The 25,739-nt window shown below is 58.1% G+C and carries 23 protein-coding genes and 1 pseudogene; 8 read left to right on the plus strand and 16 right to left on the minus strand.

Annotation, left to right across the window (positions count from 1 at the left end; all coding sequences use genetic code 11):
• Positions 1-86: 86 nt before the first annotated feature.
• Genes NR795_RS12955 through NR795_RS12970 form a run of 4 tightly spaced genes read left to right on the plus strand, consistent with a single transcriptional unit; the run spans position 87 to position 4,315 of the window.
• Positions 87-977 (plus strand): carbohydrate ABC transporter permease, encoded by an 891-nt coding sequence (locus NR795_RS12955; protein WP_144819030.1) that lies wholly within the window; start codon positions 87-89, stop codon positions 975-977.
• Positions 970-1,872, plus strand: a complete 903-nt coding sequence (locus NR795_RS12960; RefSeq protein WP_144819028.1) for a carbohydrate ABC transporter permease — start codon at positions 970-972, stop codon at positions 1,870-1,872. The genes NR795_RS12955 and NR795_RS12960 overlap by 8 nt, the downstream gene beginning before the upstream one ends.
• A gap of 12 nt (positions 1,873-1,884) precedes the next feature.
• A complete protein-coding gene (locus NR795_RS12965; RefSeq protein WP_144819026.1) occupies positions 1,885-3,012 on the plus strand; it encodes an ABC transporter ATP-binding protein in 1,128 nt (375 codons plus the stop codon).
• A gap of 13 nt (positions 3,013-3,025) precedes the next feature.
• Positions 3,026-4,315 (plus strand): ABC transporter substrate-binding protein, encoded by a 1,290-nt coding sequence (locus NR795_RS12970; RefSeq protein WP_144819024.1) that lies wholly within the window; start codon positions 3,026-3,028, stop codon positions 4,313-4,315.
• Positions 4,316-4,357: 42 nt separating this feature from the next.
• Here the strand turns inward: NR795_RS12970 and NR795_RS12975 are convergent, their stop codons facing one another.
• The 3 genes from NR795_RS12975 to kduI all read right to left on the minus strand — a co-directional run bounded on the left by NR795_RS12975 (position 4,358) and on the right by kduI (position 7,790).
• On the minus strand, positions 4,358-5,788 hold the full coding sequence (locus NR795_RS12975; RefSeq protein WP_257758448.1) for a sugar porter family MFS transporter: 1,431 nt from the start codon (positions 5,786-5,788) through the stop codon (positions 4,358-4,360).
• 342 nt (positions 5,789-6,130) lie between these two features.
• The gene (gene kduD, locus NR795_RS12980) at positions 6,131-6,892 is read right to left on the minus strand and encodes a 2-dehydro-3-deoxy-D-gluconate 5-dehydrogenase KduD (RefSeq protein ID WP_144819020.1); all 762 of its coding nucleotides are present in this window, start codon (positions 6,890-6,892) and stop codon (positions 6,131-6,133) included.
• A 61-nt stretch (positions 6,893-6,953) separates the two neighbouring features.
• Positions 6,954-7,790, minus strand: a complete 837-nt coding sequence (kduI, locus tag NR795_RS12985) for a 5-dehydro-4-deoxy-D-glucuronate isomerase (RefSeq protein ID WP_042387963.1) — start codon at positions 7,788-7,790, stop codon at positions 6,954-6,956.
• 369 nt (positions 7,791-8,159) lie between these two features.
• Between kduI and NR795_RS12990 the strand changes: the two genes are divergently transcribed.
• Complete coding sequence (locus NR795_RS12990) at positions 8,160-9,335, plus strand: oligogalacturonate lyase family protein (RefSeq protein ID WP_144819016.1); 1,176 nt, start codon at positions 8,160-8,162, stop codon at positions 9,333-9,335.
• Between the two features lie 152 nt (positions 9,336-9,487).
• Here NR795_RS12990 and NR795_RS12995 read toward each other — a convergent pair whose 3' ends face one another.
• The 4 genes from NR795_RS12995 to NR795_RS13010 form a co-directional block, all read right to left on the minus strand.
• A complete protein-coding gene (locus NR795_RS12995) occupies positions 9,488-10,168 on the minus strand; it encodes an oligogalacturonate-specific porin KdgM family protein (protein ID WP_042387967.1) in 681 nt (226 codons plus the stop codon).
• 374 nt (positions 10,169-10,542) lie between these two features.
• Positions 10,543-11,355 (minus strand): MetQ/NlpA family ABC transporter substrate-binding protein, encoded by an 813-nt coding sequence (locus tag NR795_RS13000; RefSeq protein WP_257758449.1) that lies wholly within the window; start codon positions 11,353-11,355, stop codon positions 10,543-10,545.
• 28 nt (positions 11,356-11,383) lie between these two features.
• Complete coding sequence (locus NR795_RS13005; RefSeq protein ID WP_103818366.1) at positions 11,384-12,052, minus strand: methionine ABC transporter permease; 669 nt, start codon at positions 12,050-12,052, stop codon at positions 11,384-11,386.
• Complete coding sequence (locus NR795_RS13010) at positions 12,045-13,067, minus strand: methionine ABC transporter ATP-binding protein (protein WP_257758450.1); 1,023 nt, start codon at positions 13,065-13,067, stop codon at positions 12,045-12,047. Before NR795_RS13010 ends, NR795_RS13005 begins: the two co-directional genes overlap by 8 nt.
• A 411-nt stretch (positions 13,068-13,478) precedes the next feature.
• Here NR795_RS13010 and NR795_RS13015 point away from each other — a divergent pair.
• From NR795_RS13015 to NR795_RS13025, 3 genes and pseudogenes are all read left to right on the plus strand, one after another.
• Positions 13,479-14,495: pseudogene (locus tag NR795_RS13015) on the plus strand (PLP-dependent cysteine synthase family protein); the annotation flags it as partial.
• Entirely contained in the window at positions 14,484-15,617 is a 1,134-nt protein-coding gene (locus NR795_RS13020) for a PLP-dependent aspartate aminotransferase family protein (protein WP_257758648.1), read from the plus strand. The pseudogene NR795_RS13015 and the gene NR795_RS13020, both read left to right, overlap by 12 nt.
• An 89-nt stretch (positions 15,618-15,706) precedes the next feature.
• Complete coding sequence (locus NR795_RS13025; RefSeq protein ID WP_257758451.1) at positions 15,707-16,237, plus strand: sterol desaturase family protein; 531 nt, start codon at positions 15,707-15,709, stop codon at positions 16,235-16,237.
• On the opposite strand, the gene crtB is transcribed toward NR795_RS13025, so the two are convergent.
• The 9 genes from crtB to NR795_RS13070 all read right to left on the minus strand — a co-directional run bounded on the left by crtB (position 16,173) and on the right by NR795_RS13070 (position 25,721).
• Complete coding sequence (gene crtB, locus NR795_RS13030) at positions 16,173-17,102, minus strand: 15-cis-phytoene synthase CrtB (protein ID WP_257758452.1); 930 nt, start codon at positions 17,100-17,102, stop codon at positions 16,173-16,175. The genes NR795_RS13025 and crtB overlap by 65 nt on opposite strands.
• A complete protein-coding gene (locus NR795_RS13035; RefSeq protein ID WP_238081408.1) occupies positions 17,099-18,577 on the minus strand; it encodes a phytoene desaturase in 1,479 nt (492 codons plus the stop codon). The genes crtB and NR795_RS13035 overlap by 4 nt, the downstream gene beginning before the upstream one ends.
• Positions 18,574-19,734: a lycopene beta-cyclase CrtY gene (gene crtY, locus NR795_RS13040; RefSeq protein WP_374544357.1), complete on the minus strand. Its 1,161-nt coding sequence runs from the start codon at positions 19,732-19,734 to the stop codon at positions 18,574-18,576. The genes NR795_RS13035 and crtY overlap by 4 nt, the downstream gene beginning before the upstream one ends.
• Positions 19,731-20,972, minus strand: a complete 1,242-nt coding sequence (locus NR795_RS13045) for a glycosyltransferase (RefSeq protein WP_257758453.1) — start codon at positions 20,970-20,972, stop codon at positions 19,731-19,733. The genes crtY and NR795_RS13045 overlap by 4 nt, the downstream gene beginning before the upstream one ends.
• Positions 20,969-22,012: a type 2 isopentenyl-diphosphate Delta-isomerase gene (gene fni / locus NR795_RS13050; RefSeq protein WP_257758454.1), complete on the minus strand. Its 1,044-nt coding sequence runs from the start codon at positions 22,010-22,012 to the stop codon at positions 20,969-20,971. Before fni ends, NR795_RS13045 begins: the two co-directional genes overlap by 4 nt.
• Before the next feature lie 62 nt (positions 22,013-22,074).
• Positions 22,075-22,947 carry a polyprenyl synthetase family protein gene (locus NR795_RS13055; RefSeq protein WP_308219181.1) on the minus strand — a complete coding sequence of 291 codons (873 nt, stop codon included), beginning with the start codon at positions 22,945-22,947 and terminating at the stop codon, positions 22,075-22,077.
• 166 nt (positions 22,948-23,113) lie between these two features.
• Complete coding sequence (locus NR795_RS13060) at positions 23,114-23,863, minus strand: SDR family NAD(P)-dependent oxidoreductase (protein WP_257758456.1); 750 nt, start codon at positions 23,861-23,863, stop codon at positions 23,114-23,116.
• A gap of 123 nt (positions 23,864-23,986) precedes the next feature.
• Complete coding sequence (locus NR795_RS13065; RefSeq protein ID WP_257758457.1) at positions 23,987-24,757, minus strand: phosphate/phosphite/phosphonate ABC transporter substrate-binding protein; 771 nt, start codon at positions 24,755-24,757, stop codon at positions 23,987-23,989.
• Entirely contained in the window at positions 24,747-25,721 is a 975-nt protein-coding gene (locus tag NR795_RS13070) for a fatty acid desaturase (RefSeq protein WP_257758458.1), read from the minus strand. Before NR795_RS13070 ends, NR795_RS13065 begins: the two co-directional genes overlap by 11 nt.
• Between the last annotated feature and the right edge of the window lie 18 nt (positions 25,722-25,739).

The following is a 25,739-nucleotide window of genomic DNA, read 5'->3' on the forward strand; positions in this document are numbered from 1 at the left end:
ATTAATTGAATGACGCAGAAATAAATCGCAATAAGATAAATTAAAACACCGTTTTAAAAAGCACTCATACACCCAGGCAGGTATATATGAATGAAAACAGACTGCTGGGATTGGCCTGGATATCGCCCTATATCATCGGGTTGATCGTCTTTACGGCTTTTCCCTTCGTTTCCTCGTTTTTCCTCAGTTTTACTGAGTATGACTTAATGAGTCCGCCAGTATTTAACGGGATTGAAAACTACCGTTACATGCTGACCGAAGATTCCCTGTTCTGGAAATCGATGGGCGTCACCTTTGCCTACGTCTTTTTAACTATCCCGCTGAAGCTCGCCTTCGCGCTGGGGATTGCTTTTGTTCTTAACTTTAAATTACGCGGCATCGGGTTCTTCCGTACCGCCTACTACATTCCATCCATCCTGGGCAGCTCCGTCGCCATCGCCGTGCTGTGGCGCGCGCTGTTTGCCATCGACGGCCTGCTGAACAGCTTTATCGGCGTTTTTGGTCTCGATCCGGTGAACTGGCTGGGCGAGCCGTCGCTGGCGCTGATGTCCGTGACCCTGCTGCGCGTCTGGCAGTTTGGTTCCGCGATGGTGATCTTCCTCGCCGCGCTGCAAAACGTGCCTCAGTCGCAGTATGAGGCGGCGATGATCGACGGCGCGTCGAAGTGGCAGATGTTTATTAAAGTGACCGTGCCGCTGATTACGCCGGTGATCTTCTTCAACTTCATTATGCAGACCACCCAGGCGTTCCAGGAGTTTACCGGCCCGTACGTCATTACCGGCGGCGGCCCGACCTACTACACCTATCTCTTCTCGCTCTACATCTACGACACCGCCTTTAAGTATTTCGATATGGGCTACGGCGCGGCGCTGGCGTGGGTACTGTTCCTGGTGGTGGCCGTCTTCGCCTCCATTGCCTTTAAGTCATCAAAATACTGGGTCTTCTACTCCGCCGATAAGGGAGGCAAAAATGGCTGACGTTCAACAAATTTCCACGGCAAGAAGCATCGCTGACCAGGAAGTCGCGCGTACCTTGCGTAAAGAGAAGATCAACGCCAGCATCCGCTACGTGATCCTGCTGTTTGTTGGCCTGCTGATGCTCTACCCGCTGGTGTGGATGTTCTCGGCGGCGTTCAAGCCTAACCACGAGATCTTCACCACCCTGAGCCTGTGGCCGGCACATGCCACCTGGGATGGCTTTATCAACGGCTGGAAAACCGGCACCGAGTATAACTTTGGCCATTACATGCTGAACACCTTCAAGTATGTGATCCCGAAAGTGATCCTGACCATTATCTCCTCCACTATCGTGGCCTACGGCTTTGCCCGCTTCGAGATCCCGTGGAAGAAGTTTTGGTTCGCCACGCTGATCACCACCATGCTGCTGCCAAGCACCGTGCTGCTGATCCCGCAGTACCTGATGTTCCGTGAGATGGGCATGCTCAACAGCTATATGCCGCTCTATCTGCCGCTGGCCTTTGCGACCCAGGGCTTCTTCGTCTTCATGCTGATCCAGTTCCTGCGCGGCGTGCCGCGTGACATGGAAGAGGCGGCGCAGATCGACGGCTGTAACTCTGCTCAGGTGCTCTGGTACGTGGTGGTGCCGATCCTGAAACCGGCGATTATCTCGGTGGCGCTGTTCCAGTTCATGTGGTCGATGAACGACTTTATCGGCCCGCTGATCTACGTCTACAGCGTGGATAAGTACCCGATTGCCCTGGCGCTGAAAATGTCCATCGACGTGACCGAAGGCGCGCCGTGGAACGAAATTCTGGCAATGGCGAGTATCTCCATTCTGCCGTCCATCATTGTCTTCTTCCTGGCTCAACGCTACTTCGTACAAGGCGTGACCAGCAGCGGAATTAAAGGTTAAGAGGGAAATATCATGGCTGAAGTTATTTTCAACAAGCTGGAAAAAGTGTACTCCAACGGCTTTAAAGCGGTACATGGTATCGACCTGAAGATTGCTGACGGGGAGTTTATGGTGATTGTTGGGCCGTCCGGCTGCGCCAAGTCTACGACCCTGCGCATGCTGGCCGGGCTGGAGACCATCAGCGGCGGCGAAGTACGTATCGGGGAGAAGATTGTGAACAACCTCGCGCCGAAAGAGCGCGGCATTGCGATGGTGTTCCAGAACTATGCGCTCTATCCGCATATGACGGTGCGGGAAAATCTCGCCTTTGGTCTCAAGCTGAGCAAGATGCCGAAGGATCAGATCGACAGGTACGTGGACGAAGCAGCGAAGATCCTTGAGTTAGAAGAGCTGCTGGAACGCCTGCCGCGCCAGCTCTCCGGCGGCCAGGCCCAGCGTGTGGCGGTGGGCCGGGCGATTGTGAAGAAGCCGGACGTGTTCCTGTTTGACGAACCGCTCTCTAACCTTGACGCCAAGCTGCGCGCCTCCATGCGCATCCGTATTTCGGATCTGCATAAGGAGCTGAAGAAGTCCGGGAAACCGGCTACCACCGTCTACGTAACCCATGACCAGACCGAAGCCATGACCATGGGCGATCGCATCTGCGTGATGAAGCTTGGGCATATCATGCAGGTTGATACCCCGGACAATCTCTATCACCACCCGAAGAATATGTTCGTGGCGGGCTTTATCGGCGCACCGGAGATGAACATCAAGCCCGGCAAGCTGATTGATAAAGCAGGCCGCCTGCATATCACCATCGGCGATGAGAGCCTGCCGCTGAACGCTCGCCAGCAGGAGAAAGTCGCCGCGTACCAGAACCAGTCAGTATTTTTCGGCGTGCGCCCGGAGTTCGTTTCCCTCTCCGATGAGCCCTTTGCCGAAGGCTGCTGCACCGGCGAGATGGTGCGCACCGAAAACATGGGCCATGAGTTCTTTGTCTACCTCAAAGTGGCCGACTATGAGCTGACCGCCCGCATCCCCTCCGACGAGGCTAAGCCAATGATTGAAAAGGGCCTTAACCGTAAGGTCTGGTTTAAGTTTGACATGGATAAGTGTCATATCTTTGACGCGAAAACTGAACAGAACATCTCTCTCTAACTGGAGTATAAAAATGAAAAAAGTGCTTTTAAGCGCAGCAATCTCCGCCACATTAGGCCTGAGCGCCCTTCCTTCACAGGCGGCGGATAGCGTCGACCTGCGTATGTCCTGGTGGGGCGGCAATGGCCGTCACCAGGTGACGCTGAAGGCGATCGAGGAGTTCCATAAGCAGCACCCGGACATTAACGTTAAATCAGAATATACCGGCTGGGACGGTCACCTCTCCCGCCTGACCACGCAGATCGCTGGCGGCACCGAGCCTGACGTGATGCAGACCAACTGGAACTGGCTGCCGATCTTCTCGAAAAACGGCGACGGCTTCTACGACCTCAATCAGCTGAAGGATGTGATCGATCTGAGCCAGTTCGATCCGAAAGAGCTGAAGTCGACCACCGTCAACGGCAAGCTGAACGGGATCCCGATCTCTGTGACCGCGCGCGTCTTCTACTTCAACGATGAGACCTGGAAAAAAGCGGGCGTTACATACCCCAAAACCTGGGATGAGCTGAAAGCCGCAGGTAAAACCTTTGAGAGCAAGCTGGGCAAGCAGTACTACCCGGTGGTGCTGGAGCATCAGGACACCCTGGCGCTGCTGAACTCCTACATGATCCAGAAGTACAACCTTCCGGCAGTGGACGAGAAAACCAAAAAATTCGCCTACAGCAAAGCGCAGTGGGTGGAGTTTTTCCAGACCTATAAGGATCTCGTCGACAACCACGTGATGCCGGATACCAAATACTACGCGTCGTTTGGTAAGAGCAACATGTATGAGATGAAGCCGTGGATTGAAGGTGAATGGGGCGGCACCTACATGTGGAACTCCACCATCACCAAATACTCTGACAACCTGAAGCCACCGGCGAAGCTGGAGCTGGGCAGCTACCCGATGCTGCCGGGTGCCACCGACGCGGGTCTGTTCTTTAAACCGGCCCAGATGCTGTCGATTGGTAAATCGACCAAGCATCCGAAAGAGGCGGCGCAGCTGATTAACTTCCTGCTGAACAGCAAAGAGGGAGCGGAGACGCTGGGCCTTGAGCGCGGTGTACCGCTGAGCAAGGCGGCGGTAGAGACCCTGACCGCTAACGGCACCATCAAAGAGGAAGATCCGTCGGTTGCGGGCCTGCGCCTGGCGCAGTCCCTGCCTGCCAAACTGACGGTATCGCCTTACTTTGACGACCCGCAGGTGGTGGCCCAGTTTGGTACGTCTCTGCAGTACATCGACTACGGTCAGAAAACCGTGGAAGAGACGGCGGCTGATTTCCAGCGCCAGGCGGAGCGTATCCTGAAACGCGCAATGCGCTAATGTAAAATGCCGGGCGGCGCTAGCGCTTGCCCGGCCTACGGTTTATACCCCGATATTCCTTAATTTTTCTCCCGCCATCAGCCTGCGTTCAATATGCTCAAGGGTGACGTTTTTCGTCTCCGGGATCAGCCAGAACGTAATACCGACAAACACGATATTCAGCCCGGTATAGAGCCAGAAGGTGCCCGCCGCACCAATCGCATCACCAATCGCATCAAGCAGGGTCAGGAAGGTCGCGCCGATAATCATGTTCGACACCCAGTTGGTGGTGGTCGAGCAGGTAATACCGAAGTCGCGGCACTTCAGGGGCTGAATTTCCGAGCAGAGGATCCACACTACCGGCGCGGCGCTCATGGCGTATCCGGCGATGCAGATCATGGTCATGCCCACAGAGAGCCAGGAGAGACCGCTGGAGGCGGTGCCGTTATCGAACTGCATCAGGCAGTAGCCCAGTACCAGCGTGCCAAAGGCCATGACGCTAAAACCGATCTTCAGCGCGGGCTTACGTCCGGCTTTGTCGACCATAAAGATGGCGATGAAGGTCGCGAACATAAAGGTCAGGCCGACCACCAGGGTAGCGATCATCTGCTGTTCGGTGGTGGTAAACCCGGCCATCTTAAAGATGCGCGGGGCGTAGTACATAATGATGTTCATCCCGGTAAACTGCTGCATCGCCTGGAGCAGCATGCCGAGAAATACCGCCCGCCGCACGTTGCGGTTGGCTTTGAACAGACCCCATCCGCCCTGCTTATGCTTCAGGCTTTCGCGGATCTCATTCAGCTCCTCGCGCGCCTTTTCGGAAGTATCGCGCAGCATGCGCAGCACCTCCTCCGCCTCAATATGCCGCCCCTTTTCCGCCAGCCAGCGCGGGCTGTTGGGCAGAAAAATAACCAGCACGATCAGCACCAGCGCCGGCAAGGCCAGCACGCCCAGCATGGCGCGCCAGTTGCCGGAGTAGCTCAGCGCCGTGTCAGAGAGAAAGGCCATCACAATGCCCAGAGTGACCATCAGCTGGTACATGCTGATCATCTTGCCGCGCACGTTCTCGCTCGCCATCTCGGAGAGATAGAGCGGCGCGGTATAGGAGGCGATGCCCACCGCCACGCCGAGGATCACCCTGGAGAAGATCAGCACCTCTACGCCAGAAGCGAAGGCCGACCCGAGGGATCCCACGACAAAAAGAATGGCCCCCGCCATCAGGCTGTATTTACGCCCCAGGCGAAACGAGAGCCAGCCGTTAAACAGCGCCCCGATGGCCGCTCCCAGCATCATGCTGCTCACCACCCACTCCTGCTGGCGGCTGGTCAACGTAAAGTGGTCGGTAATAAAGGGGAGCGCTCCGGCGATCACGCCAATATCCAGACCAAATAGCAGACCGGCCACGGCGGCGGAGATAGAGACAAAAAGATTCATGCGCCGCGTATCCTGCAACGCGCGCGGCAATGACGGTGCGTTATGACTCAATGAACTCATCTTTTGGTGCCTGAAGTAGTAAATCGTCTATTGAAAGTAAGAGAGGGATGGCAAAAGGTGTCAGGGGTTAACGGTCGTAGATATGGATTAAATTGCTATGCATATAGTTTATGTGATGGATATTCCACTTTCATAACCACATTTAATATTATCAAATTATTTTAATATGATGTTTTATTTAGAAAATAAGCAAGCAAGCGACTTTATTTTGGTTTTTGATATGGATATTTCGCGATTAACCATATGGATTTATCCGATTTTAAGCGATAAAAAATCCCGCCGAGTGGCAGGATCGTGTAAGTCGGGTAAGCGCAGCGCCACCCGACATTGAATTACGCTGAATTAACGCGCCAGCCAGCCGCCGTCTACCGCCACGGTGTAGCCGTTGATGTAGTCAGAGGCGCTGGAGGCCAGGAACACCACCGGCCCCATCAGATCGCTTGGCAGACCCCAGCGGCCCGCCGGAATGCGGTCGAGGATCTCAGCGCTGCGCTGCTCGTCGGCACGCAGCTGCTGGGTGTTGTTAGTCGCCATGTAGCCTGGTGCGATAGCATTCACGTTGATGTTGTGCTTCGCCCACTCGTTAGCCATCAGGCGGGTGATGCCCATCACGCCGCTTTTAGATGCGGTGTAGGACGGTACGCGGATCCCACCCTGGAAGGAGAGCATTGAGGCGATGTTGATGATTTTGCCGCCGTTGCCCTGGGCGATAAAGTGCTTCGCCGCCGCCTGGGACATAAAGAACACGCTCTTGATGTTCAGATCCATCACGTCGTCCCAGTCTTTTTCGCTGAAGTTGATCGCGTCTTCACGACGGATCAGACCTGCGTTGTTCACCAGCACGTCGATATGGCCGAACTCGTTCACCGCGCGCTCCAGCAGCGCAGGGATGCCGTCGATCTGGCGCAGGTCAGCGGTCAGGCTCAGGAAGCGGCGACCCAGGGCGGTAACGCGCTCAATGGTTTCGGTCGGCTCAACGATGTTAATCCCGACGATGTCGCAGCCCGCTTCTGCCAGACCCAGCGCCATACCCTGACCCAGGCCAGTATCACAGCCAGAGACAACCGCAACTTTACCTTCAAGAGAAAATGCATTCAGAATCATAGTGGTTCCTTAATCTATCTGCGCCTGTTCGCCAGGCATGGTTTGCTTTGCTCTCCGCGACTTAGCGCAGATCCTTAACGGCAACGTGGTCCATATCATCAAAGACCTGGTTCTCGCCTACCATCCCCCAGATGAAGGTGTAAGCCCGGGTACCCACGCCAGAGTGAATAGACCAGCTCGGTGAGATCACCGCCTGTTCGTTATGCATAATGATGTGGCGCGTCTCCTGCGGCTGGCCCATCATATGGAACACGCAGGCGTCCTCATCCATATTGAAGTAGAAGTAAACTTCCATCCGGCGTTCATGGGTATGACACGGCATGGTGTTCCACAGGTTGCCTGGCTCCAGCTCGGTCAGGCCCATGCTTAGCTGGCAGGTCTCCAGCACGTCCGGCACAAAGTATTTGTTGATGGTGCGGCGGTTGCTGGTGAGCGGATCGCCAAGGGTCACCGGGGCAACGTCCGCCGGGGTCACTTTTTTGGTTGGATATGCGGTATGCGCCGGGGCGCTGTTGTAGTAGAACTTAGCCGGTTTTGCCGGATCGACGCTGGCAAACACCACCTCTTTAGCGCCTTTACCCACGTAGAGGGCATCGCGATGGCCGATTTCGTAGCACTGGCCGTCAACGGTGATGGTGCCCGGACCGCCGATGTTAATGGTGCCCAGCTCGCGGCGCTCAAGGAAGTAGCTGACGCCCAGCTGCTTGCCCACTTCGCCGCCGACGGCGACGGTTTTTGCCACCGGCATAATGCCGCCAACGATAATGCGGTCGATATGGCTATACACCATGGTGTAAGCGTCGGCCTCGAATACCTGCTCAACTAAGAACTCGTCACGCAGCCCCTGAGTGTCCAGCGTCTTAGCATGCGCGCTGTGGATGCTTTGTCTGACTTCCACATTTACCTCCAAAATCGTTTTTGACCTAACGTCACATAACGGCGCAACGAAACGCTGTTCCGTTTTGTAGTATGGCGGCCATATTATCCCGGCTAAAACGTGTTTTCAATTGCAAATAAAACATTGTTTCATTTTTTCTGCGATTTCATTTGAAAATTGCAATTAGGATCACGATTGCTCAAAAACGTACGTTTTCCTCCTGCCTTTATCCCCTATCTACACGACTTTTTTCTTATAAAGTGCGTGACCAATCACACATATTGAAACGATGTTTTGATAATTTAATACCTCGTTTTTAAACTCATAATCCATTTGGGTCATTACGCTGACCGATACATCGTGACAGGCCCCCTTAACAAGGAGATAAGTATGGCGAAAGGTATGCGGGTTAAGCTCAACTATGCAGTCAGCCGCGATCCCGACACGGGCGCGGAAGTGATCCGCTTAACCCCTCCCGAAGTCACCTGTCATCGTAATTACTTCTATCAGAAATGCTTTTTTAATGATGGCAGCCACCTGCTTTTCGCAGGCGAATTCGATGGTCACTGGAACTACTATCTGCTGAACATCGCGAAAGCCGAAGCGGTACAGCTGACCGAGGGCGCGGGCGACAATACCTTTGGTGGCTTCCTGTCGCCGGATGACACGGCCCTCTACTACGTTAAAAACGACCGCACCCTGCGTGAAGTGAACCTGGAAACCCTGGCCGAGCGGGAAGTCTACCGCGTACCGGATGAGTGGGTTGGCTACGGCACCTGGGTAGCAAACAGCGACTGCACCAAGCTGGTCGGCATCGAAATTGCCAAAAGCGACTGGACGCCGCTCAACGACTGGAAAATCTTCCACGACTTCTTCCTGAAGGGGCCTCGCTGCCGCCTGCTGCGCGTCGATCTCCAGACCGGTGAAAGCGCCACGATCCATGAAGAGAAACTCTGGCTGGGTCATCCTATCTACCGTCCGTTTGACGATAACACCGTCGCCTTCTGCCACGAAGGCCCGCACGACCTGGTGGATGCCCGCATGTGGCTGGTAAATGAGGACGGCAGCAACATCCGTAAAGTGAAGACCCATGCCGAAGGCGAGAGCTGCACCCATGAATTCTGGGTACCGAACGGCTCGGCGCTGGTCTATGTTTCCTACCTGAAGGGGCAACAGGGCCGCACCGTTTATCGTTTTGATCCTACCACGGGGGTTAACGAAGCGATCATGGCGATGCCGGCCTGCTCCCATCTGATGAGCAACTTTGACGGCACGCTGCTGGTAGGTGACGGTTCAGGCTCGCCGGTCGATGTTAACGATGCCGACGGCTACAGCATCGATAACGATCCCTATATCTATGTGTTCGACGTGGCGGAGAAGCGCTACTTCCGCGCGGCACGTCACGATACCTCGTGGGCCACGGTGGCAAATAGTCGTCAGGTGACCCATCCGCATCCGTCATTTACGCCGGACGACAGCGCGGTTCTGTTTAGCTCTGATAAAGACGGTAAGCCTGCGCTCTATATTGCCCGGCTTCCTGAACAGCGTGAATGGCTTCAAGCATAATTGAGTGTGTTTAGTAACTGGCCTTGCCCTCCGTATGGAGGGCCTTTTTTTATCTGCATTATCTCTTCGCAAAAATCTATTTCACTCTCTCGCTGTTAATATAAAGAAAAAACCCCGGCCAACTGCTCCGGGGTCTTCTCATGAGGGTTCTGTTAGAAGGTATATGCTACGCCGACACGGAATCGGGTCTGGCGCTCGTCGGTATTTCGCACGCCGACGTTACCCACTTCTGCATACGGGGCCCAGTTCTTATCCCATTTATAGGCGAGCTTGGCGTTATATTCGTTAGAATAGGTTTTGTTATTTTCACGAATAACGTCTTCGCTGCTTTTCGCATAGACGTAGTTCAGCTCTGGACGCCAGTCGCCCATCGCCCAGCCTACCCACGCATCGAATTTATTGACTTTGTTATCAACCACATTTGAGTCCGGGTTACGGGTATACTCATAGCGGTAACGACCCGCAATATAGACGCCGTTATCAAAGCTGTATTGCGCATGCAGATAAGGTTTATAGATTGAGAAGGTGTCTTTACTTTCGATATTAAAGCCCGGGGTAAGGGCAATGTTATCTGTCGCTTTCCAGCGCCAGTTTATGGATTCTTCATGACCGTTGCCAACCAGTTCGGTTAATGGCTTATCTGCATCATCGCCGCCTGATTTCCATTTTGCTTCGACGCCAAAACCCAGGCCATTATCAAAGCGGTGCGAGACTGATACGCGGTCGGCGTTAGTTTCATTATCAATATATTCATGACGCAGATCGACAGTCACAGCCTGCGCAGCAAAAGAGGCACCGATGAGAGATGCAAGGATCAGAGTATTTTTAAACATAGCCACCCTCAAAAAATTAAAATGATGTTCCGTTTTTATGGAATTGCATTTTATTTTTTAAATAACTTTATTTTAGTGATCGAGATCGTAATTGTCTGTTTCAAAAAAACAGGCAAGTAAAGACGTGATGAATATCAACAAAGCGAGGCTTTTTTGGCTATAAATAACGACGCAGATCACAGCAGAAGGATATTAACGAAATAATTACAAATATCTCTAAATAAATTAAAATGCATATTTATCAGGTAGTTATTAGATTAGGTAACAAATAGTCACATATGTGACTTTATTAGAATCGCATAATACTTTTCTTAAGCATCTATTTAGACGTAAAAAAAGCCCGCTCTTTAGCGGGCCTTTGTGACGCATTCAACTCAGTTGTTAACTGGGATCACCGCGCCTTTGTACTTGGTGCGGATCCAGTCCTGGATCTCTTTCGAGTGCAGCACGTTCACCAGCGCAACAACGTCTTTCTTCTTCTCGTCGCCACGATGTACGGTGATGATGTTAGCGTACGGGTTGTTCTCACCGCTCTCTACCGCAATCGGATCTTTCACCGGATCCAGACCGGCGTCGATGGCGTAGTTGGCGTTGATCACCACCGCATCACCTTCGTCGTTGTTATACATCTGCGGCAGCAGAGAGCCCTCTACGTTCGGCAGGAACTCCAGCTTCTTCGGGTTCTCCACGATGTCGCTGATGCGCGCGTTGACTTTATTCACGCCCGGCTTCAGCTTGATCACGCCCTCTTTCTCGAAGATAGAGAGGATACGCCCCTCTTCCGCCACGGCATCACGCATGATCACTTTGCCACCCTGCGGCAGATCCTTCAGCGACTTGTATTTTTTCGAGTAGATACCGATCGGCTCAATGTGGATCGCGCCTGCGCTGACGAAATCATAGGTTTTGTCGCCTTCGTGATCCTTCAGCACGCTGTTCAGGTAAGGGATGTGCTGGAAGTAGTTAGCGTCGATGTCGCGGCTGGCCAGAGCGGTGTTCGGCAGGATGTAGTCCTGGAACGGTTTGATCTCAAGGTCGATACCCTGTTTGGCCAGGATAGGTTTAGCCTGCTCAAGGATCTCCGCGTGCGGCACGTTAGAAGCGCCCACGGTCAGGGTATCAGCCCATGAGGCGAAGCTCAGGACGCTAAGGGTCGCTGCGGCAATCAGTGTGAGTGTTTTTTTCATGATGTTGGTTCCCAATTTGTTGTTGTGTTTAGCGTTTATCTAACAGAGAGGTAATCACGTCGCCGCAGAACTGGATAATGAAGACGATGATCAAGATGGTCACCGTCGCCACCAGTGTGACGTCGTTGTGGTTACGCTGGAATCCTTCCAGATAAGCAAGATTTCCTAAACCGCCCGCGCCGATCACACCGGCCATGGCGCTGTAGCTCACCAGCGCGATCAGCGTAACGGTGATGCCTGACACTAACGCAGGCGACGATTCAGGCAACAGCACCCGAAACACGAGCGTACTGAGGCGCGCACCCATTGAGCGCGTGGCTTCAATAACGCCTTTATCCACTTCACGTAGCGCAATCTCCACCAGACGCGCATAGAACGGCGCGGCACCGACAATCAGCGCCGGCAGCGCAGCGTTGGCCCCCAGAATGGTGCCGACAATCGTTTTAGTGAAGGGGATCAGCAGCACGATCAGAATGATGAACGGAATCGAACGGAAGACGTTCACCACAATGGAGATCACGCTGTAGAGCGGCTTGTTCTGGAACAGCCCGCCTTTAGCGGTTAAAAACAGTGCCAGTCCGAGCAGGATCCCCAGCACAAAGGTTGCGACGCCGGAGAGGGCCGTCATGTAGAGGGTCTCCTGCGTGGCGGACCACAGCTGGTCCAGACGCAGATGCGGGAATAAATTCTCAACCATGTTTGATCACCTCGCCGTCAATATCGCTTTTCTGCAGATCTGCGAGGATATTGCCTAGTTGTTCTTGGGTTGCCACTACGTGTACCCAAAGTTGTCCAAAGACGCCGTGCGCCGTCTGGGTCATTTTGCCGTGCAGAATATTGAACGGCAGGCCGTAGCGCAGGGTCAGTTCGCCGACGATTGGCCTGTGCGTGCTGTGGCCGGTAAAGGTCAGCTTGATCACGCTGCCGTCCAGATCGTTAGCCAGCTCCGGGTTGAAGGCCTCCTCCTCTGCATACTGGCTCACCTGACGCACAAACTGGCGAGTGATGGGCTGTTGCGGGCGGGTAAAGAGATCCAGCACATCGCCCTCTTCCACCACTCTGCCGTTCTCCATTACCGCTACGCGGTCGCAAATCTTGCGCACCACGTGCATCTCATGGGTGATCAGCACGATGGTCAGCTTAAAGCGGCGGTTGATATCCAGCAGCAGATCGAGGATCTGATCGGTGGTCTGCGGGTCGAGCGCCGAGGTCGCTTCATCGCACAGCAGCACGTCCGGGCTGTTCGCCAGCGCACGGGCAATGCCGACGCGCTGCTTCTGCCCGCCGCTCAGCTGGGACGGATAGGCGTGTTCACGCCCGGTCAAACCCACCAGCTCAACCAGCTCCGCCACCCGGGCGGTGATTTTTGCTTTCGGCACGCCCGCGATCTGCATCGAGAAGGCGATGTTTTCATTTACCGTACGCGACCAGAGCAGGTTAAAGTGCTGAAAGACCATGCTGATCTTCAGCCGCGCCTGGCGCAGGCTCTCGCCGCGCGCGGCAGAGATATCCTGGCCGTTGATGGTCACGCTGCCCTCGGTGGGCTTCTCCAGGCCGTTAAGCAGGCGGATCAGGGTACTTTTCCCCGCCCCGCTGTAGCCGATGATGCCGTAAATTTGTCCCTGCTCGACCGTCAAGTTCACATTATCCACGGCGGTAATAGGGACCTTTCCGTGGTCAAAAATCTTAGAGATATTCCTCAGGACGATCATTTCGTTGGTGTATCCGTTATGGCAGTTTAGCAGTATGGATGTCTGAACGATGATAAACAGCCGTTACTACCTTTGCAAATGATAAAAAAGAGATGTGAAATAATTTATGGATATATATGGCGACTTCTATGGCCTGCGAGAGAAAGGATAAATTCAGTAATGCTTTGCTAAAGAGTGCATATAGGCCCGGATACGGTCCCCAGCGGCAACGCCACTAGTAGATATTAACCCTTTGTTTTATAAACATAATAAATACCACGCAGTGCAACGTTAACAATAGACGGCTTTCCATCCTGACGGCTAAACAGCATAGATATGCTATTTTGTTCTATTTAGCAGAGAATCATTCTTTAAAACCTCTTTTTTGCCGCCCTATCCTCCTGCTATCGCATCTCATAACAGGTACAAAACATGTCCGTATTCCACTCTATTACTGACCTAATCGGTCAGACCCCGGTGCTTCAGCTGCATAAACTGGACGCGGGTCCATGCGCGCTTTTTCTCAAGCTGGAGAACCAGAACCCCGGCGGCTCTATCAAAGACCGGGTGGCGCTGTCGATGATCAACGAGGCCGAGCGCCAGGGTTTGCTTGTGCCCGGCGGCACCATCATTGAAGCCACCGCAGGTAATACCGGGCTCGGGCTGGCGCTGATAGCTGCGCAGAAGGGCTATAAGCTGGTGCTGGTGGTGCCGGACAAGATGAGCCATGAGAAGATCTACCACCTGCGTGCGCTGGGTGTTGATGTGCGCCTGACCCGCTCCGACGTGACAAAGGGCCACCCGGAGTACTATCAGGACTACGCCCGCCGCCTGGCAGAGGAGACGCCGGGTGCTTACTATATTGATCAGTTCTCTAACCCGGCCAACCCGCTGGCGCACGCCACCACCACCGCACCGGAGCTGTTCGACCAGCTGGCAGGCAGGGTTGATGCCGTGGTAGTAGGCGTTGGCTCCGGCGGCACGCTGGGTGGCTTGCAGGCATGGTTTGCCAAACACTCGCCGCATACCGAATTCGTGCTGGCCGATCCCGTTGGCTCGATTCTGGCGGATCAGGTTGAGACCGGACAGCACGGCGAAGCGGGATCCTGGCGCGTCGAAGGGATTGGGGAGGACTTTATCCCTCCCCTCGCCCAGCTGGAGAATGTCCGCCAGGCGTATCGGGTCACGGATGCAGAGGCCTTTGCCACCGCTCGTCAGCTGTTACAGACGGAGGGGGTGCTGGCCGGCTCCTCTACCGGCACCCTGCTGGCCGCCGCGCTACGCTACTGCCAGGCCCAGACGACGCCGAAGCGGGTGGTGACCTTCGCCTGCGACAGCGGCAATAAATATCTCTCCCGCATGTTTAACGATGAGTGGCTGCGCCAGCAGGGCTTGCAGGATGATGATCGGCCCGCGCCCGCCGCGCCTGCTAGCGCCCTGGCAACCCTCAGCGTGCATAGCGGGGCCTTTAACGACCAGCACGGGGCAGTGATGCCGCCTATCTATGCCACCTCAACCTTTGCCCAGCCTGCACCGGGCCAGCACACCGGCTACGAATACTCCCGCAGCGGCAACCCAACCCGCCACGCCCTGGAGAGCGCTATCGCCGAGCTGGAGGGCGGCACACGCGGCTACGCTTTTGCCTCCGGCCTGGCAGCAATCTCTACCGTACTGGAGCTGCTGGATAAAGATAGCCATATCGTCGCCATTGACGACGTCTACGGTGGCACCTACCGCCTGATTGAGAACGTACGCCGCCGCAGCACCGGACTACAGGTGAGCTGGGTGAAGCCGGACGATCTCGCCGGACTGGAGGCCGCCATCCGTCCCGACACGCGGATGATCTGGGTAGAGACCCCCACCAACCCGCTGTTGAAGCTGGCGGACCTGGCGGCTATCGCTGAGATCGCCCGCCGTCATAACGTGATTAGCGTGGCAGATAATACCTTTGCCTCGCCGCTGATCCACCGCCCGCTGACGCTGGGCTTTGATATCGTGGTGCACTCGGCCACCAAATACCTCAACGGCCACTCCGACGTGGTCGCCGGGCTGGCGGTGGTGGGCGATCGTCCGGCGCTGGCGGAGAAGCTGGGCTACCTGCAAAATGCGGTGGGCGGCGTGCTCGATCCGTTCAGCAGCTTCCTGACCCTGCGCGGGATCCGCACCCTCGCCCTGCGCATCGAGCGCCACAGCAGCAACGCCCTGGCGCTGGCCCGCTGGCTTGAGCAGCAGCCGCAGGTCGAGAAAGTCTGGTTCCCGTGGCTGACATCCCACCCGCAGTATGCCCTCGCGCGCCAGCAGATGGCTCAGCCGGGCGGCATGATCTCCATCGTGATCAAAGGCGACGACCAGCGTGCGGCAGAGGTGATCAGTAAACTGAAGCTGTTTACCCTCGCTGAGAGCCTGGGCGGCGTTGAGAGCCTGGTGAGCCAGCCGTTCAGTATGACCCACGCCTCGATCCCGCTGGCGCAGCGCCTGGCGAACGGCATTACGCCACAGCTGATCCGCCTGTCGGTGGGCATTGAGGATGAGCAGGATCTGCTGGCGGATCTAAAGCAGGCTCTGGCCTGATACCGATGCGCGCCGCCTGCGATTGCGACTATGCTTAGAGGCTAAGGGTTTTGATTAAGCCAGTCTGAGTCGCAGGAGCGCGCACCGCTATGCTAGTAAATAGTTTGATCGTCATCTTGAGCGTTATTGCGATGGAGGGCATCGCCGCGTTTACCCACCGCTACATTATGCACGGCTGGGGATGGCGCTGGCATGAGTCACACCATACCCCGCGCAAGGGCGTATTTGAGCTAAACGATCTCTTTGCGGTGGTGTTTGCCGGGGTGGCTATCGCGCTGATTGCCGTGGGCACGGCGGGCGTTTGGCCCCTGCAGTGGATTGGCTGCGGCATGACGGTCTATGGCCTGCTCTACTTCCTGGTGCACGACGGTCTGGTGCATCAGCGCTGGCCCTTCCACTGGATCCCGCGCCGGGGCTACCTGAAGCGGCTCTACGTCGCCCACCGCCTGCACCACGCGGTGCGCGGCCGGGAGGGCTGCGTCTCCTTCGGTTTTATTTACGCCCGCAAGCCTGCCGACCTACAGGCGATCCTGCGTGAACGTCATGGCCGCCCGCCTAAACGGGACGCTGCCAAAGAGCGGCCGGACGCGGCGTCACCCTCGTCGTCTTCGCCCGAATAACCTGCCCCGGTGCCGCCATCAGCATGGCAATTTTTTCACCTTTGCTGGTGTGCTGGCGGCAATCCCAGGCGCTGCCTCCCGCCGCTTTTACCTTAATACCAATCTCCCGGTAGACGCTGCGGGCGGTGGCGATCGCCCAGGCGCAGCGCGGCGGCAGATCGTGTAGCCCGGCCTGGGAGGAGATGTAGTACGGCTCTGCGGCATCAATAAGCCGTTCCGCCACCCGCGCCAGCGCGGCCCGATTCTCGCGCGCGGCATAGTTCTCCGGGGTCAGCCCGGCATCCTGCAGCCACTCGGCGGGCAGATAGCAGCGGTCAATAGCCGCATCGTCAATAATATCCCGGGCGATATTCGTCAGCTGAAAGGCCAGCCCCAGATCGCAGGCGCGATCCAGCACCCGCTCATCCCGCACGCCCATGACGCGGGCCATCATCAGACCCACCACGCCCGCCACGTGATAGCAGTAGCGCAGCGTATCCTCAAAGGTGACATAGCGGGTCTGGGCCACATCCATCGCAAAGCCGTCGAGGTGATCGAGCGCCATGCGAGGCGTAATACCGTGGGTTAGCGCCACCTCCTGAAAGGCAGCGAAGGCCGGATCCTGCATCTCGGCCCCTTCAAACGCTGCCAGGGTCAGCGTGCGCAGCCGGGCCAGGCGCTGGGAGGCCTCCTCCTCCGCCGCGGCCTCGCTGGCGAAGCCGTGGGTCTGGTCGTCAATGACGTCATCGCAGTGGCGGCACCAGGTGTAGAGCATCAGCACGCTACGGCGGGTGGCCGGGTCGAACAGCTTCGCAGCGGTGGCAAAACTTTTCGAGCCGTTGGCCATGGTCTGCGTGGCGTGGTCAAGCAGCGGCGGTTGGCTCATTGCAGATCCTCAATCATCAGGCTGGCGGTGGCTTTCGCCGAGGCCACCACGCCAGGAATGCCCGCCCCAGGGTGAGTGCCTGCACCCACCAGGTAGAGGTTGGCAATGTCGCTGTCGCGGTTGTGCGGGCGGAACCAGGCGCTTTGGGTCAGCAGCGGCTCGATGGAGAAGGCCGATCCCAGATGCGCATCCAGCGTGTCGTGGAAGTCTGCCGGGGTAAAGATCCGCTGGGTCACCAGCTGGCTACGCAGGCCGGGCATATAGCGCTCTTCAAGGTAGTCAAAGATGCGGTCGCGCAGCTTCGGCCCCTCCTGCGCCCAGTCCAGCGGCGCGTTGCCAAGATGCGGCACCGGGGCCAGCACGTAGAAGCTGGCGCAGCCGGGAGGCGCGAGCGAGGGATCGGTCACGCAGGGCGAGTGCAGGTAGAGCGAGAAGTCATCCGCCAGCGCGCTGCCGGTAAAGATCTCGTCGATCAGCTCCCGGTAGCGGGGACCAAAACAGATGGTATGGTGCGCCAGCTGGGGATGAGGCTGGTTCAGGCCGAAGTAGAGCACAAACAGCGAGTTGCTCATGCTCTTGCGCTCCAGCGCTGCCGCCCGCTTCTGCCCCACCGGATGGTGGCCGAGCAGCTTTTTATAGGTGTTCACCACGTCAGCGTTCGAGGCTACGGCGTCGGCGTCAAAGGTCCGGCCATCCGCCAGCCGGACCTGGCTTACGCGGTTATCGGCCACCACCAGCTCTTCGACACGGGCGTTGAGTTCGATCTCTCCGCCCAGATCGGTAAACAGCTTCACCATGCCGTTCACCAGCGCCCCGGTGCCGCCCTCAGGGAACCAGACCCCCCACTCCCGCTCAAGGGCGTGGATCAGGGTGTAGATGGACGAGGTGGTGAAGGGGTTGCCGCCTACCAGCAGAGAGTGGAACGAGAAGGCCTGCCGCAGATGCTCATCCTCAATAAAGCGCGAAACCGACTGGTAGACGCTCTGCCACGCCTGGAGCTTAAGCAGCTGCGGCCCGGCGCGCAGCATGTCGCGAAAAGAGAGGAACGGCACGCTGCCGAGGCGCAAATACCCCTCCTGGAATACCGCCTGGGAGTAAGCCAGAAAGCGCCGGTAGCCCTCGACGTCGCGGGGGTTGAACTGGGTAATCTGCGCCTCAAGCTCGGCGCTGTCGTTAGCATAGTCGAGGGTCTTCCCGGACTCCCAGCAGAGTCGGTAGAAGGGTTTTACCGGCAGCAGCCTGACGTAATCCTCCATGCGCCTGCCGGCCAGGGTGAACAGCGCCTCAAGCGCGGTGGGATCGGTGATCACCGTCGGCCCGGCGTCAAAGGTAAAGCCCTGGTCATGCCAGACGTAGGCCCGACCGCCGGGCTTGTCCCGCTGCTCCAGCAGTACGGTTGGGATCCCTGCCGCCTGCAGGCGAATCGCCAGCGCCAGGCCACCAAAGCCTGCGCCAATCACAACGGTTTTTTTCATCCTTTATCTCGTCTGTCAGGAAAATGGTTCAGCGCCGCCCGCCAGGCTTCGCCCAGCGGAACCGGTGGCTTGCCCGTCAAAATGCGGGCCTTATCAAAGAGAGAGAGCCGACCGGCGTAAAAGCGCTCTACGGTGGGCTCCGGCAGCCCATAAAAGCGCTGCATCACCCGCCAGCGGTTCTCCTCGCGCCCGGCCAGGAAAAGCATCCGGTTCAGCAGGCGGAAGAATCCCTGCCTGCGCCAGTGGCGTTCGGCAAACTGCCGGGTGAGCTGATAGAGCGGAACGCTGCCCAGCCGCGGGCTGTCGGCAATCGCGTCGGCAAGGGCCACCGCCAGCGGCAGCGAATAGCCAGTGGTAGGGTGAAATAGCCCAGCCCGCATTCCCGAGCGCGGCACGCCCGGCGCATCGGCCCACAGAGCCTGGATGTCACCCGCCAGGGTAATCGGCAGACAGCCGGTCTCCTCGCGTTCAAGCTGGGCCAGCTGCCACCCTTTGCTGTGAGCATAGTCGGTAACCGTCTGGCGTAGGGCATTATCATCACGCTGCGGGACATTGGCGTAGCGCGTATCCTCGATCAGCAGCGTGTCGGCGGAGAGCGGCAGCGTGTAGACAAAGCGATAGCCCTGCTGCTGCGCCACCGTGGCATCCATCAGGATCGGTACGGTCAGGCCGTGGGGCTGTGTCAGCCGCCACTGCTGACCAAGAAAGAGCTGATAGCCGGTTTGCATCGCCGAACTGGCGGTCACGCCGCGTCCGTCAATCACCGCTCCGGCAAGCAGCGCCTCACCGTTGGCAAGGCGCACGCTATTGGGTAACACCTCGCTCACCGAACAGTTTAGCCAGATGTTCTCCCCCAGCGCCTGATGCAGGGCCTCGGCAAAGCGCTCTGAGGTAATGGAGTAGTAGCCGCGCGCGAGGCGACGGCGAAGATCGGGAAACTGCACCTCATAGCCCGGCCAGGCGTGGGCCACTAGCGGGGCCAGCCAGGCGTGCTGCTCGGGAGTCAGATCGTCTTCATGGAATGACCAGGTATGGTTCCCGCCGGGCTGCTCCCCGGCCTCGATCAGCAGCAGGTTAAGCTGCGGGTAGCGCTGGCGCAGACGCCAGGCGATCAGCCCGTTGGCCAGGCCGCCGCCGACTAAAATCAGATCCCTCACGATACGCTCTCACTCCCTGCTATGGCCTGTTCAATCAGGGTCGCCGCACGGGGCGTGCCCCCGGCGTCGTTAAGCTGCTGGCGGGCCGTCGCCAGACGCTGATGCAGCGTCTCATCCCCCAGCAGTTGGGCAATCTCATCCGCCAGCGTCTGCTGTCTGGCAAAGCGCGATACCCGGCGGCCCAGCCCGTTATAGACCAGCCGGGCAGCCACGGCGGGCTGGTCGAAAGAGAGTGGCACCGCCAGCACCGGCGTCGCGGCAGCCAGCGCATCCAGTACGGTATTGAGACCGCCGTGGGTGATCACCAGATTAGCCTCGGCAACGTAGCGCGGCTGGTCGACAAAGCTGACCACCTCCGTCGCGCCGCAGGCGTAGAGCGAGTCGGCCTGGGCGGGCTTCAGGCCATCGCAGTGGGCAATGGTCACCTCCGCCCCCACGCTGGCACAGGCGCGGGCGATCTTCTGAAACAGGCGTAGACGGTGGCCCTGGAGGGTGCCCAGCGAGGCAAAGATCCGCGGCGTGCTGCGTGGCGAGCGTTCTACCTGCGGCGGCGGCTGATAGCGCAGTGCACCCACGTAGTGAAAACAGTCCGGCAGCGCCCGGCGTGGGAAGTCGAGGGCCGGAACGGACTGGCTAATCTGCGCCAGCGGCGAGAGACACTCGTCGAGACGCCTGCGCTCCGGCAAACCAAAGCGCTGGGCGTGGCGCAGGATCGTCTGCCCGTGCGGGTACATCAGCGCATCGTAGATCCGTTCGCTGACCTGAAAACGCCGCAGGGCTCTCTTATCCTCGGCGTAGTGAAACGGCATCACCGGCAGCGGCAGACCCGGCTCGCGGTTGACCGGCAGCGCGCAGGCAATAGAGATAAATGGTAGTCCCAGCGCCTCGGCGACCAGGCTTCCGGCGGGCTCCATCTCATCGACAATCAGCGCGTCCACCGCCAGCCGCTGTAGTATAGCGGGCAGCTGCTGGCAGAGCAGATCGGTCAGGGATGACATGGCCGCAATCAGCCGCAGCAGGTTGCCGTTGCTCTGCTGCTGGACGTTGCGCTGGGCCTGTTGCACGCTGGCGGGAAGTGGATAGAACGCCACCCGCTCCGTTTCCTGCTCTGCCAGCGAGGCGACGTTGCCGGTGAGAAAGGTCACCCGGTGGCCGCGTTGGGCCATCTCCAGCGCCAGGGCATGCAGCGCCACCGCATGACTGTAGAGCGGCGGTGCCACAATGGCAAAATGGCTCATGGCGTATCCCGCACATAGCGGATATCCGCCTGCTTTAGCTCGCTCAGGCTGCGGCTGCCGGTGCAGAAGCAGGCCACCCGCAGCTGCTCAATAATCACGTTGAAGTGATCGATCACCTTCTCCGTGGAGACGCCTGCGCTGCCGAGCACGGCGGCGGCCTGCCCTACCATGCACGCGCCGAGCCGCAGCGCTTTCGCCGCGTCGACGCCGTTTTTAATCCCGCCCGAGGCAATAAGGGGCATCTGCGGCCAGGCCTCGGCAATGTCAACCAGCGCCTCAGCGGTGGGGATCCCCCAGTCGGCAAAGACGTTGGCCACGCTGCGCTGCTGCTCGGTGGCCGCCCGCTCGCCTTCAACGGCGGCCCAGCTGGTGCCACCCGCGCCCGCGACGTCAATCACGGTAACGCCGGCATCGATCAGCTGCCCGGCCACGGTTCGGGAGATACCGGCTCCCACCTCTTTCACCACCAGCGGAACGGGCAGCTCGCGGACCAGAGTTTCAATAGCCGCCAGCCGTCCGCGCCAGTCGCGATCGCCGCCGGGCTGTAGCGCCTCCTGCAGCGGGTTTAGGTGCACAATCAGCGCATCCGCCTCGATCATCTCCACGGCCCGTCGGGCGTAATCAATACCTTTTCTGCCGGTCAGCTGCGCCGCGCCGAGGTTCGCCAGCAGCGGCACGTCCGGGGCCAGCTGCCGCAGGGTTTTATCCAGCCCTAAGCCCGCGTCGCTCTCAATGGCGACGCGCTGGGAGCCCACCCCCATCGCAATTTTTAGCACCTGCGCCGCCTCGGCGAGGTGGCGGTTGATATGGCGCGAGCGCTCAACGCCGCCGGTCATGGAGCTGATCAGCAGCGGAGCCTGTAGCTGCCGATTAAGGAAGGTGGTTTCCAGCGTGATGTCGCTAAAATTCAGCTCTGGCAGGGCGCAGTGGGTAAAGCGCCAGCGCTCAAAACCTGCGCTAGCCTGAGTTACGGCGCGACGGGGGTCGAGAACGATATCCAGATGATCGTTCTTACGCTGAACAAGGCGCTCGTCCTTCATTCATCACTACTCCTGTAATGTGGTTCCATCGTTATGTACTGCTTGAACCCAAAAGGGCGGTATCAGGCGATTTTCATGACCGGTGACCAGTCGGCAAGGTGATGGCCAAACCACAGATGCATAAACTGTCGGATGGCGTTGCCCTGCGGACAGGCAAAAGTGAGGTGTTTGTCGGCGGAATCAATATGCTCGCGCAGCTTTTGCCGGGCCGCGTCTGCGCCCAGCCGGTTGACCAGCGTCGATTTTCCCGCGTCCTTATTGCGATCTTTACCGGTTTCCGGGTGATCGTCACGCAGATCGTCCAGCAGTTGAAACGCCTGGCCGAAGTCGAGGGCGAAGGCGTGCAGCGTCTCTCGTGTGCTCGGCGACGAGGCGGAAGCAATGGCGACGATCTGCAGCATCGCGCTGAACAGAATGCCGGTCTTGAGGTGGTTGGTGCTGAGGATAGCGTCAGGGGTACGGTCGAGGGCGGCATCGTTAAGATCGCGAAACTGCCCCAGTACCAGGCCCTGCACGCCCACGGCGGTAGAGAGCTCGTTGACCGCCTGGGCACGCCTCTCCCCCGGCAGATCGCCGGTGGCGGCGATCAGGCCAAAGGCTTTAGAGAGCAGCCCAACGGAGGCAAGGATCGCCACGCTCTCACCAAATTTTTTGTGGGTAGTGGGCTGACCGCGGCGCAGCTCGGCGTTGTCCATGCAGGGCATGTCGTCGAGCATCAGCGACGCGGTATGGGTCAGTTCAACGGCGCAGGCGAGATCGAGCAGCGTAGGCATACTGCCCTGGTAGCGGAGGTCGCGGGCGGCCAGCAGCATCAGCAGCGGACGGATCCGTTTACCGGGCGCCATGACGCCTTCACGCATCGCAAGGCTGACGATATCCTGGCTGTCGGTTTCAGGTAACAGGCCAGCCAGGTGATCGTCAATGGATTGTCTCATTACTTCTATTTCGCGATGAGGCGAAACGCCCGCTTTACTGCCACTCACCATTGCAAGGTTACCCGCTGAATTGTCTTTTAGTATCAGTTAACCGTAGACCGCGCGGATAGCTCTCGCCAGGTTCTGAAGCAGTTTTACATTGTGCGAAGCATGAGACGCTGTGCCTTTAGATCTGCGCCATGCTGCCATCAACGAACAGCTCTACGCCGTTGATAAAGCTGGCCGCATCGGAGCCAAGAAATGCGACCACTTTACCGATCTCCTCCGGCTCACCGAGGCGGCCCAGCGGCACCTGTGCGGCGAGGGCGTCAAACAGCCCCTGCCGATGCTCATCCGGCACCAGCTCGCTGAGGCCTGGCGTACGAACCGGGCCGGGGCTGACCACGTTGACGCGAATGCCGCGATCTTTCAGATCCAGCGCCCACGAGCGGGCAAAGTTGCGCACGGCGGCCTTGCTGGCGCTATAAACGCTGAAGCTGGCGGTGCCCATAACGGAGGTGGTCGAGCCGGTTAAAATCACCGATGCGCCATCCACCAGCAGCGGCAGCGCCTTCTGCACCGTGAACACCACGCCGCGCACGTTGGTGCCAAAGATGCGATCAAAATGCTCTTCGCTGATGGCCCCCAGCGGCTGCATGTCGCCGCCTCCGGCGTTGGCAAACAGAATGTCCAGCCGCCCGACCTGTTTCGCAATCTGGGCATAGACCGCGTCCAGATCCGCCAGCTTAGAGGCATCGGCACGAATGCCGGTTGCCGCCGCGCCGATGGACTCAACCGCTGCGTCCAGCTCGGCCTGGCGACGCCCGGTAATAAACACCTGCGCGCCCTGCGCCGCCAGCACCTGTGCGGTTGCCAGACCAATGCCGCTTGTGCCACCCGTAACTAATGCAATTTTACCGTCGAGTTGTTTGTTCATCTTATTATTCCTTACCTGCTTAATAGTGAGTATCGGGAGTGCCCGTCACCGCATCGTCAGGGCATGGATGAACTCTACTGCGCATTGCATTAGGGAAAAATAGTGGAAAATAGAAAGCACTATTTACCGGTGTGGATAATCACCAGAGAGGATGGGCGCATAATCCTGGCGTGAAACCTCGCTAAAGCCGCTGATGAACAGCGCTGTACACGGGGTGCAGTACGCCGGATCGCTCACTAGCTGGGTCAATGCATCACGCAGAAGGGCTATGCATGCCGACGATGTGCTTCTACTCGTAATCAACAGCAGGCCCGGCGCGGCAGGGCTTGCGCCAATCACCGCCAGCTCGGCAACGAGCATGGGTGCATGGCGCTGGAGCAGCGCGAAGGTGACGCAGTCGATGGCAGCAATGTCCGCCCTGCCCTCGCCGATCTCAACCAGCGACTGGCGGTGGCTACCGCTGAAAGTAACGCTATTAAAGAAGGTCCCCTGCTGCGCCAGCGGGGCAACCATCTGCATCAATACGTTGTAACCCGACTGGGAGTCGGGTGCGTTGCAGACCGCGCGGCTGCCGCGAAAATCCGCCAGCGTTTTATGCCTGTCGCTCTGGCGCACCACCAGCAGGCTGCGATAATAGATCCCTTCGCAACCCGGAGCAGAGTAGTGAAAGCAGCCTACCGTCTGCACCTCCGGTAGCTGCGTGACCAGCGGATAACCACAGGCCTGACTGAGCAGCAGATCGTCATCCTGCCAGTGGGTAAGCAGATCCGCCTGCGGCCAAATCGGCGTGACGGCAATGCCCCTTGCCGCCAGCAGATCCTGCACAGCCTGAATCAGCGCCTCGCTATCCGGGCGGTGCAGGTCATACATCGGAAACGCAATCTTAGTGCTCATTACCGTTTGCCTTGCTAAAGCCGGGATGGACATTGACGTTCACCGAGCGGCATAAAAAGTGCCGCAGCCACTCGCCGTAGCCGCGCACCAGAAAACCACCGTTGCGCTGCTGATAGCTCGCCCGATCGCGCAGATAGATCTTGCGTAATGCGTACCAGGGCACGCCCGGCAGATCGTGATGCACAGAATGGTAGTTCAGATTCAGGAACAGCACCCGCCACGGCAGCGAGGCCTCGTTGATTACCGAGCGCGCAAGCGGATCGTTATCCGCCCGATGCTCCAGAAACGATCGCACCTTCGTCAACGCCAGCGCCGGATAGCTGATCGCCAGCACGAAATAGAGAATTGAAAACCCGCAGTGCACCAGCCAGGCAAAGGTTACCGCCAGCAGGATACCGTGCACAATCCACATCGCCATCGCCCGCCAATCCAGCTGGCGAAACGCGGTCAGCATCCCGATCAGCAGCTGGACGATATCCAGCGCCGGGGCCAGCAGCAGGCGACCGGGAAAGGTGTTGCGCAGGGTTATAAGCTTGCGCTGCCAGGGCGCATAGCGCCGCCAGCGCCACTCGGGAATATAGTAGGACTCGGGATCGTCCTCCGGCTGCGTGAGCAGATGGGTGCGATGATGCGCCAGATGCGCGTCCCGATAGAGGCTATAGGGATACCAGACCGCCAGCGGCATCAGTCCCAGCAGCTGGTTCACCCGTGCATAGCGCGTTGGATGGCCGTGGATCAGCTCATGCTGAAGCGACATGTACCAGGTGGTGAACCAGATCAGCAGCAGCGTGGCGGGCAGCAGCCCCAGCATCTGCCAAAAGGCCAGCGTCGCAAACCAGCCGCCGTAGATCGCGACGATCAACATCCAGGTTGGCAGCTCGCTGCGCCAAAGCCAGGAGCGGCCGTGCTGTCGGACCCAGTCGCGCTGCTGCTCGTGCAGCCAGCCAGCGGTGCTTTTCGCCATTGTTTTCCTCTACTCGGC

Origin of the sequence: Pseudescherichia sp. L3 (assembly GCF_024656065.1) — a bacterium.
Taxonomy (GTDB): Bacteria; Pseudomonadota; Gammaproteobacteria; order Enterobacterales; family Enterobacteriaceae; genus Pseudescherichia.

What these genes read in the sequence shown, in the direction of transcription:
- NR795_RS12955 (WP_144819030.1), top strand. Translation starts at nt 87, where the DNA reads ATGAATGAAAACAGACTGCTGGGATTGGCCTGGATATCGCCCTATATC.
- NR795_RS12960 (WP_144819028.1), top strand. Translation starts at nt 970, where the DNA reads ATGGCTGACGTTCAACAAATTTCCACGGCAAGAAGCATCGCTGACCAG.
- NR795_RS12965 (WP_144819026.1), top strand. Translation starts at nt 1,885, where the DNA reads ATGGCTGAAGTTATTTTCAACAAGCTGGAAAAAGTGTACTCCAACGGC.
- NR795_RS12970 (WP_144819024.1), top strand. Translation starts at nt 3,026, where the DNA reads ATGAAAAAAGTGCTTTTAAGCGCAGCAATCTCCGCCACATTAGGCCTG.
- NR795_RS12975 (WP_257758448.1), bottom strand. Translation starts at nt 5,788, where the DNA reads ATGAGTTCATTGAGTCATAACGCACCGTCATTGCCGCGCGCGTTGCAG.
- kduD (WP_144819020.1), bottom strand. Translation starts at nt 6,892, where the DNA reads ATGATTCTGAATGCATTTTCTCTTGAAGGTAAAGTTGCGGTTGTCTCT.
- NR795_RS12990 (WP_144819016.1), top strand. Translation starts at nt 8,160, where the DNA reads ATGGCGAAAGGTATGCGGGTTAAGCTCAACTATGCAGTCAGCCGCGAT.
- NR795_RS12995 (WP_042387967.1), bottom strand. Translation starts at nt 10,168, where the DNA reads ATGTTTAAAAATACTCTGATCCTTGCATCTCTCATCGGTGCCTCTTTT.
- NR795_RS13000 (WP_257758449.1), bottom strand. Translation starts at nt 11,355, where the DNA reads ATGAAAAAAACACTCACACTGATTGCCGCAGCGACCCTTAGCGTCCTG.
- NR795_RS13005 (WP_103818366.1), bottom strand. Translation starts at nt 12,052, where the DNA reads ATGGTTGAGAATTTATTCCCGCATCTGCGTCTGGACCAGCTGTGGTCC.
- NR795_RS13010 (WP_257758450.1), bottom strand. Translation starts at nt 13,067, where the DNA reads ATGATCGTCCTGAGGAATATCTCTAAGATTTTTGACCACGGAAAGGTC.
- NR795_RS13025 (WP_257758451.1), top strand. Translation starts at nt 15,707, where the DNA reads ATGCTAGTAAATAGTTTGATCGTCATCTTGAGCGTTATTGCGATGGAG.
- crtB (WP_257758452.1), bottom strand. Translation starts at nt 17,102, where the DNA reads ATGAGCCAACCGCCGCTGCTTGACCACGCCACGCAGACCATGGCCAAC.
- NR795_RS13035 (WP_238081408.1), bottom strand. Translation starts at nt 18,577, where the DNA reads ATGAAAAAAACCGTTGTGATTGGCGCAGGCTTTGGTGGCCTGGCGCTG.
- NR795_RS13045 (WP_257758453.1), bottom strand. Translation starts at nt 20,972, where the DNA reads ATGAGCCATTTTGCCATTGTGGCACCGCCGCTCTACAGTCATGCGGTG.
- fni (WP_257758454.1), bottom strand. Translation starts at nt 22,012, where the DNA reads ATGAAGGACGAGCGCCTTGTTCAGCGTAAGAACGATCATCTGGATATC.
- NR795_RS13055 (WP_308219181.1), bottom strand. Translation starts at nt 22,947, where the DNA reads ATGAGACAATCCATTGACGATCACCTGGCTGGCCTGTTACCTGAAACC.
- NR795_RS13060 (WP_257758456.1), bottom strand. Translation starts at nt 23,863, where the DNA reads ATGAACAAACAACTCGACGGTAAAATTGCATTAGTTACGGGTGGCACA.
- NR795_RS13065 (WP_257758457.1), bottom strand. Translation starts at nt 24,757, where the DNA reads ATGAGCACTAAGATTGCGTTTCCGATGTATGACCTGCACCGCCCGGAT.
- NR795_RS13070 (WP_257758458.1), bottom strand. Translation starts at nt 25,721, where the DNA reads ATGGCGAAAAGCACCGCTGGCTGGCTGCACGAGCAGCAGCGCGACTGG.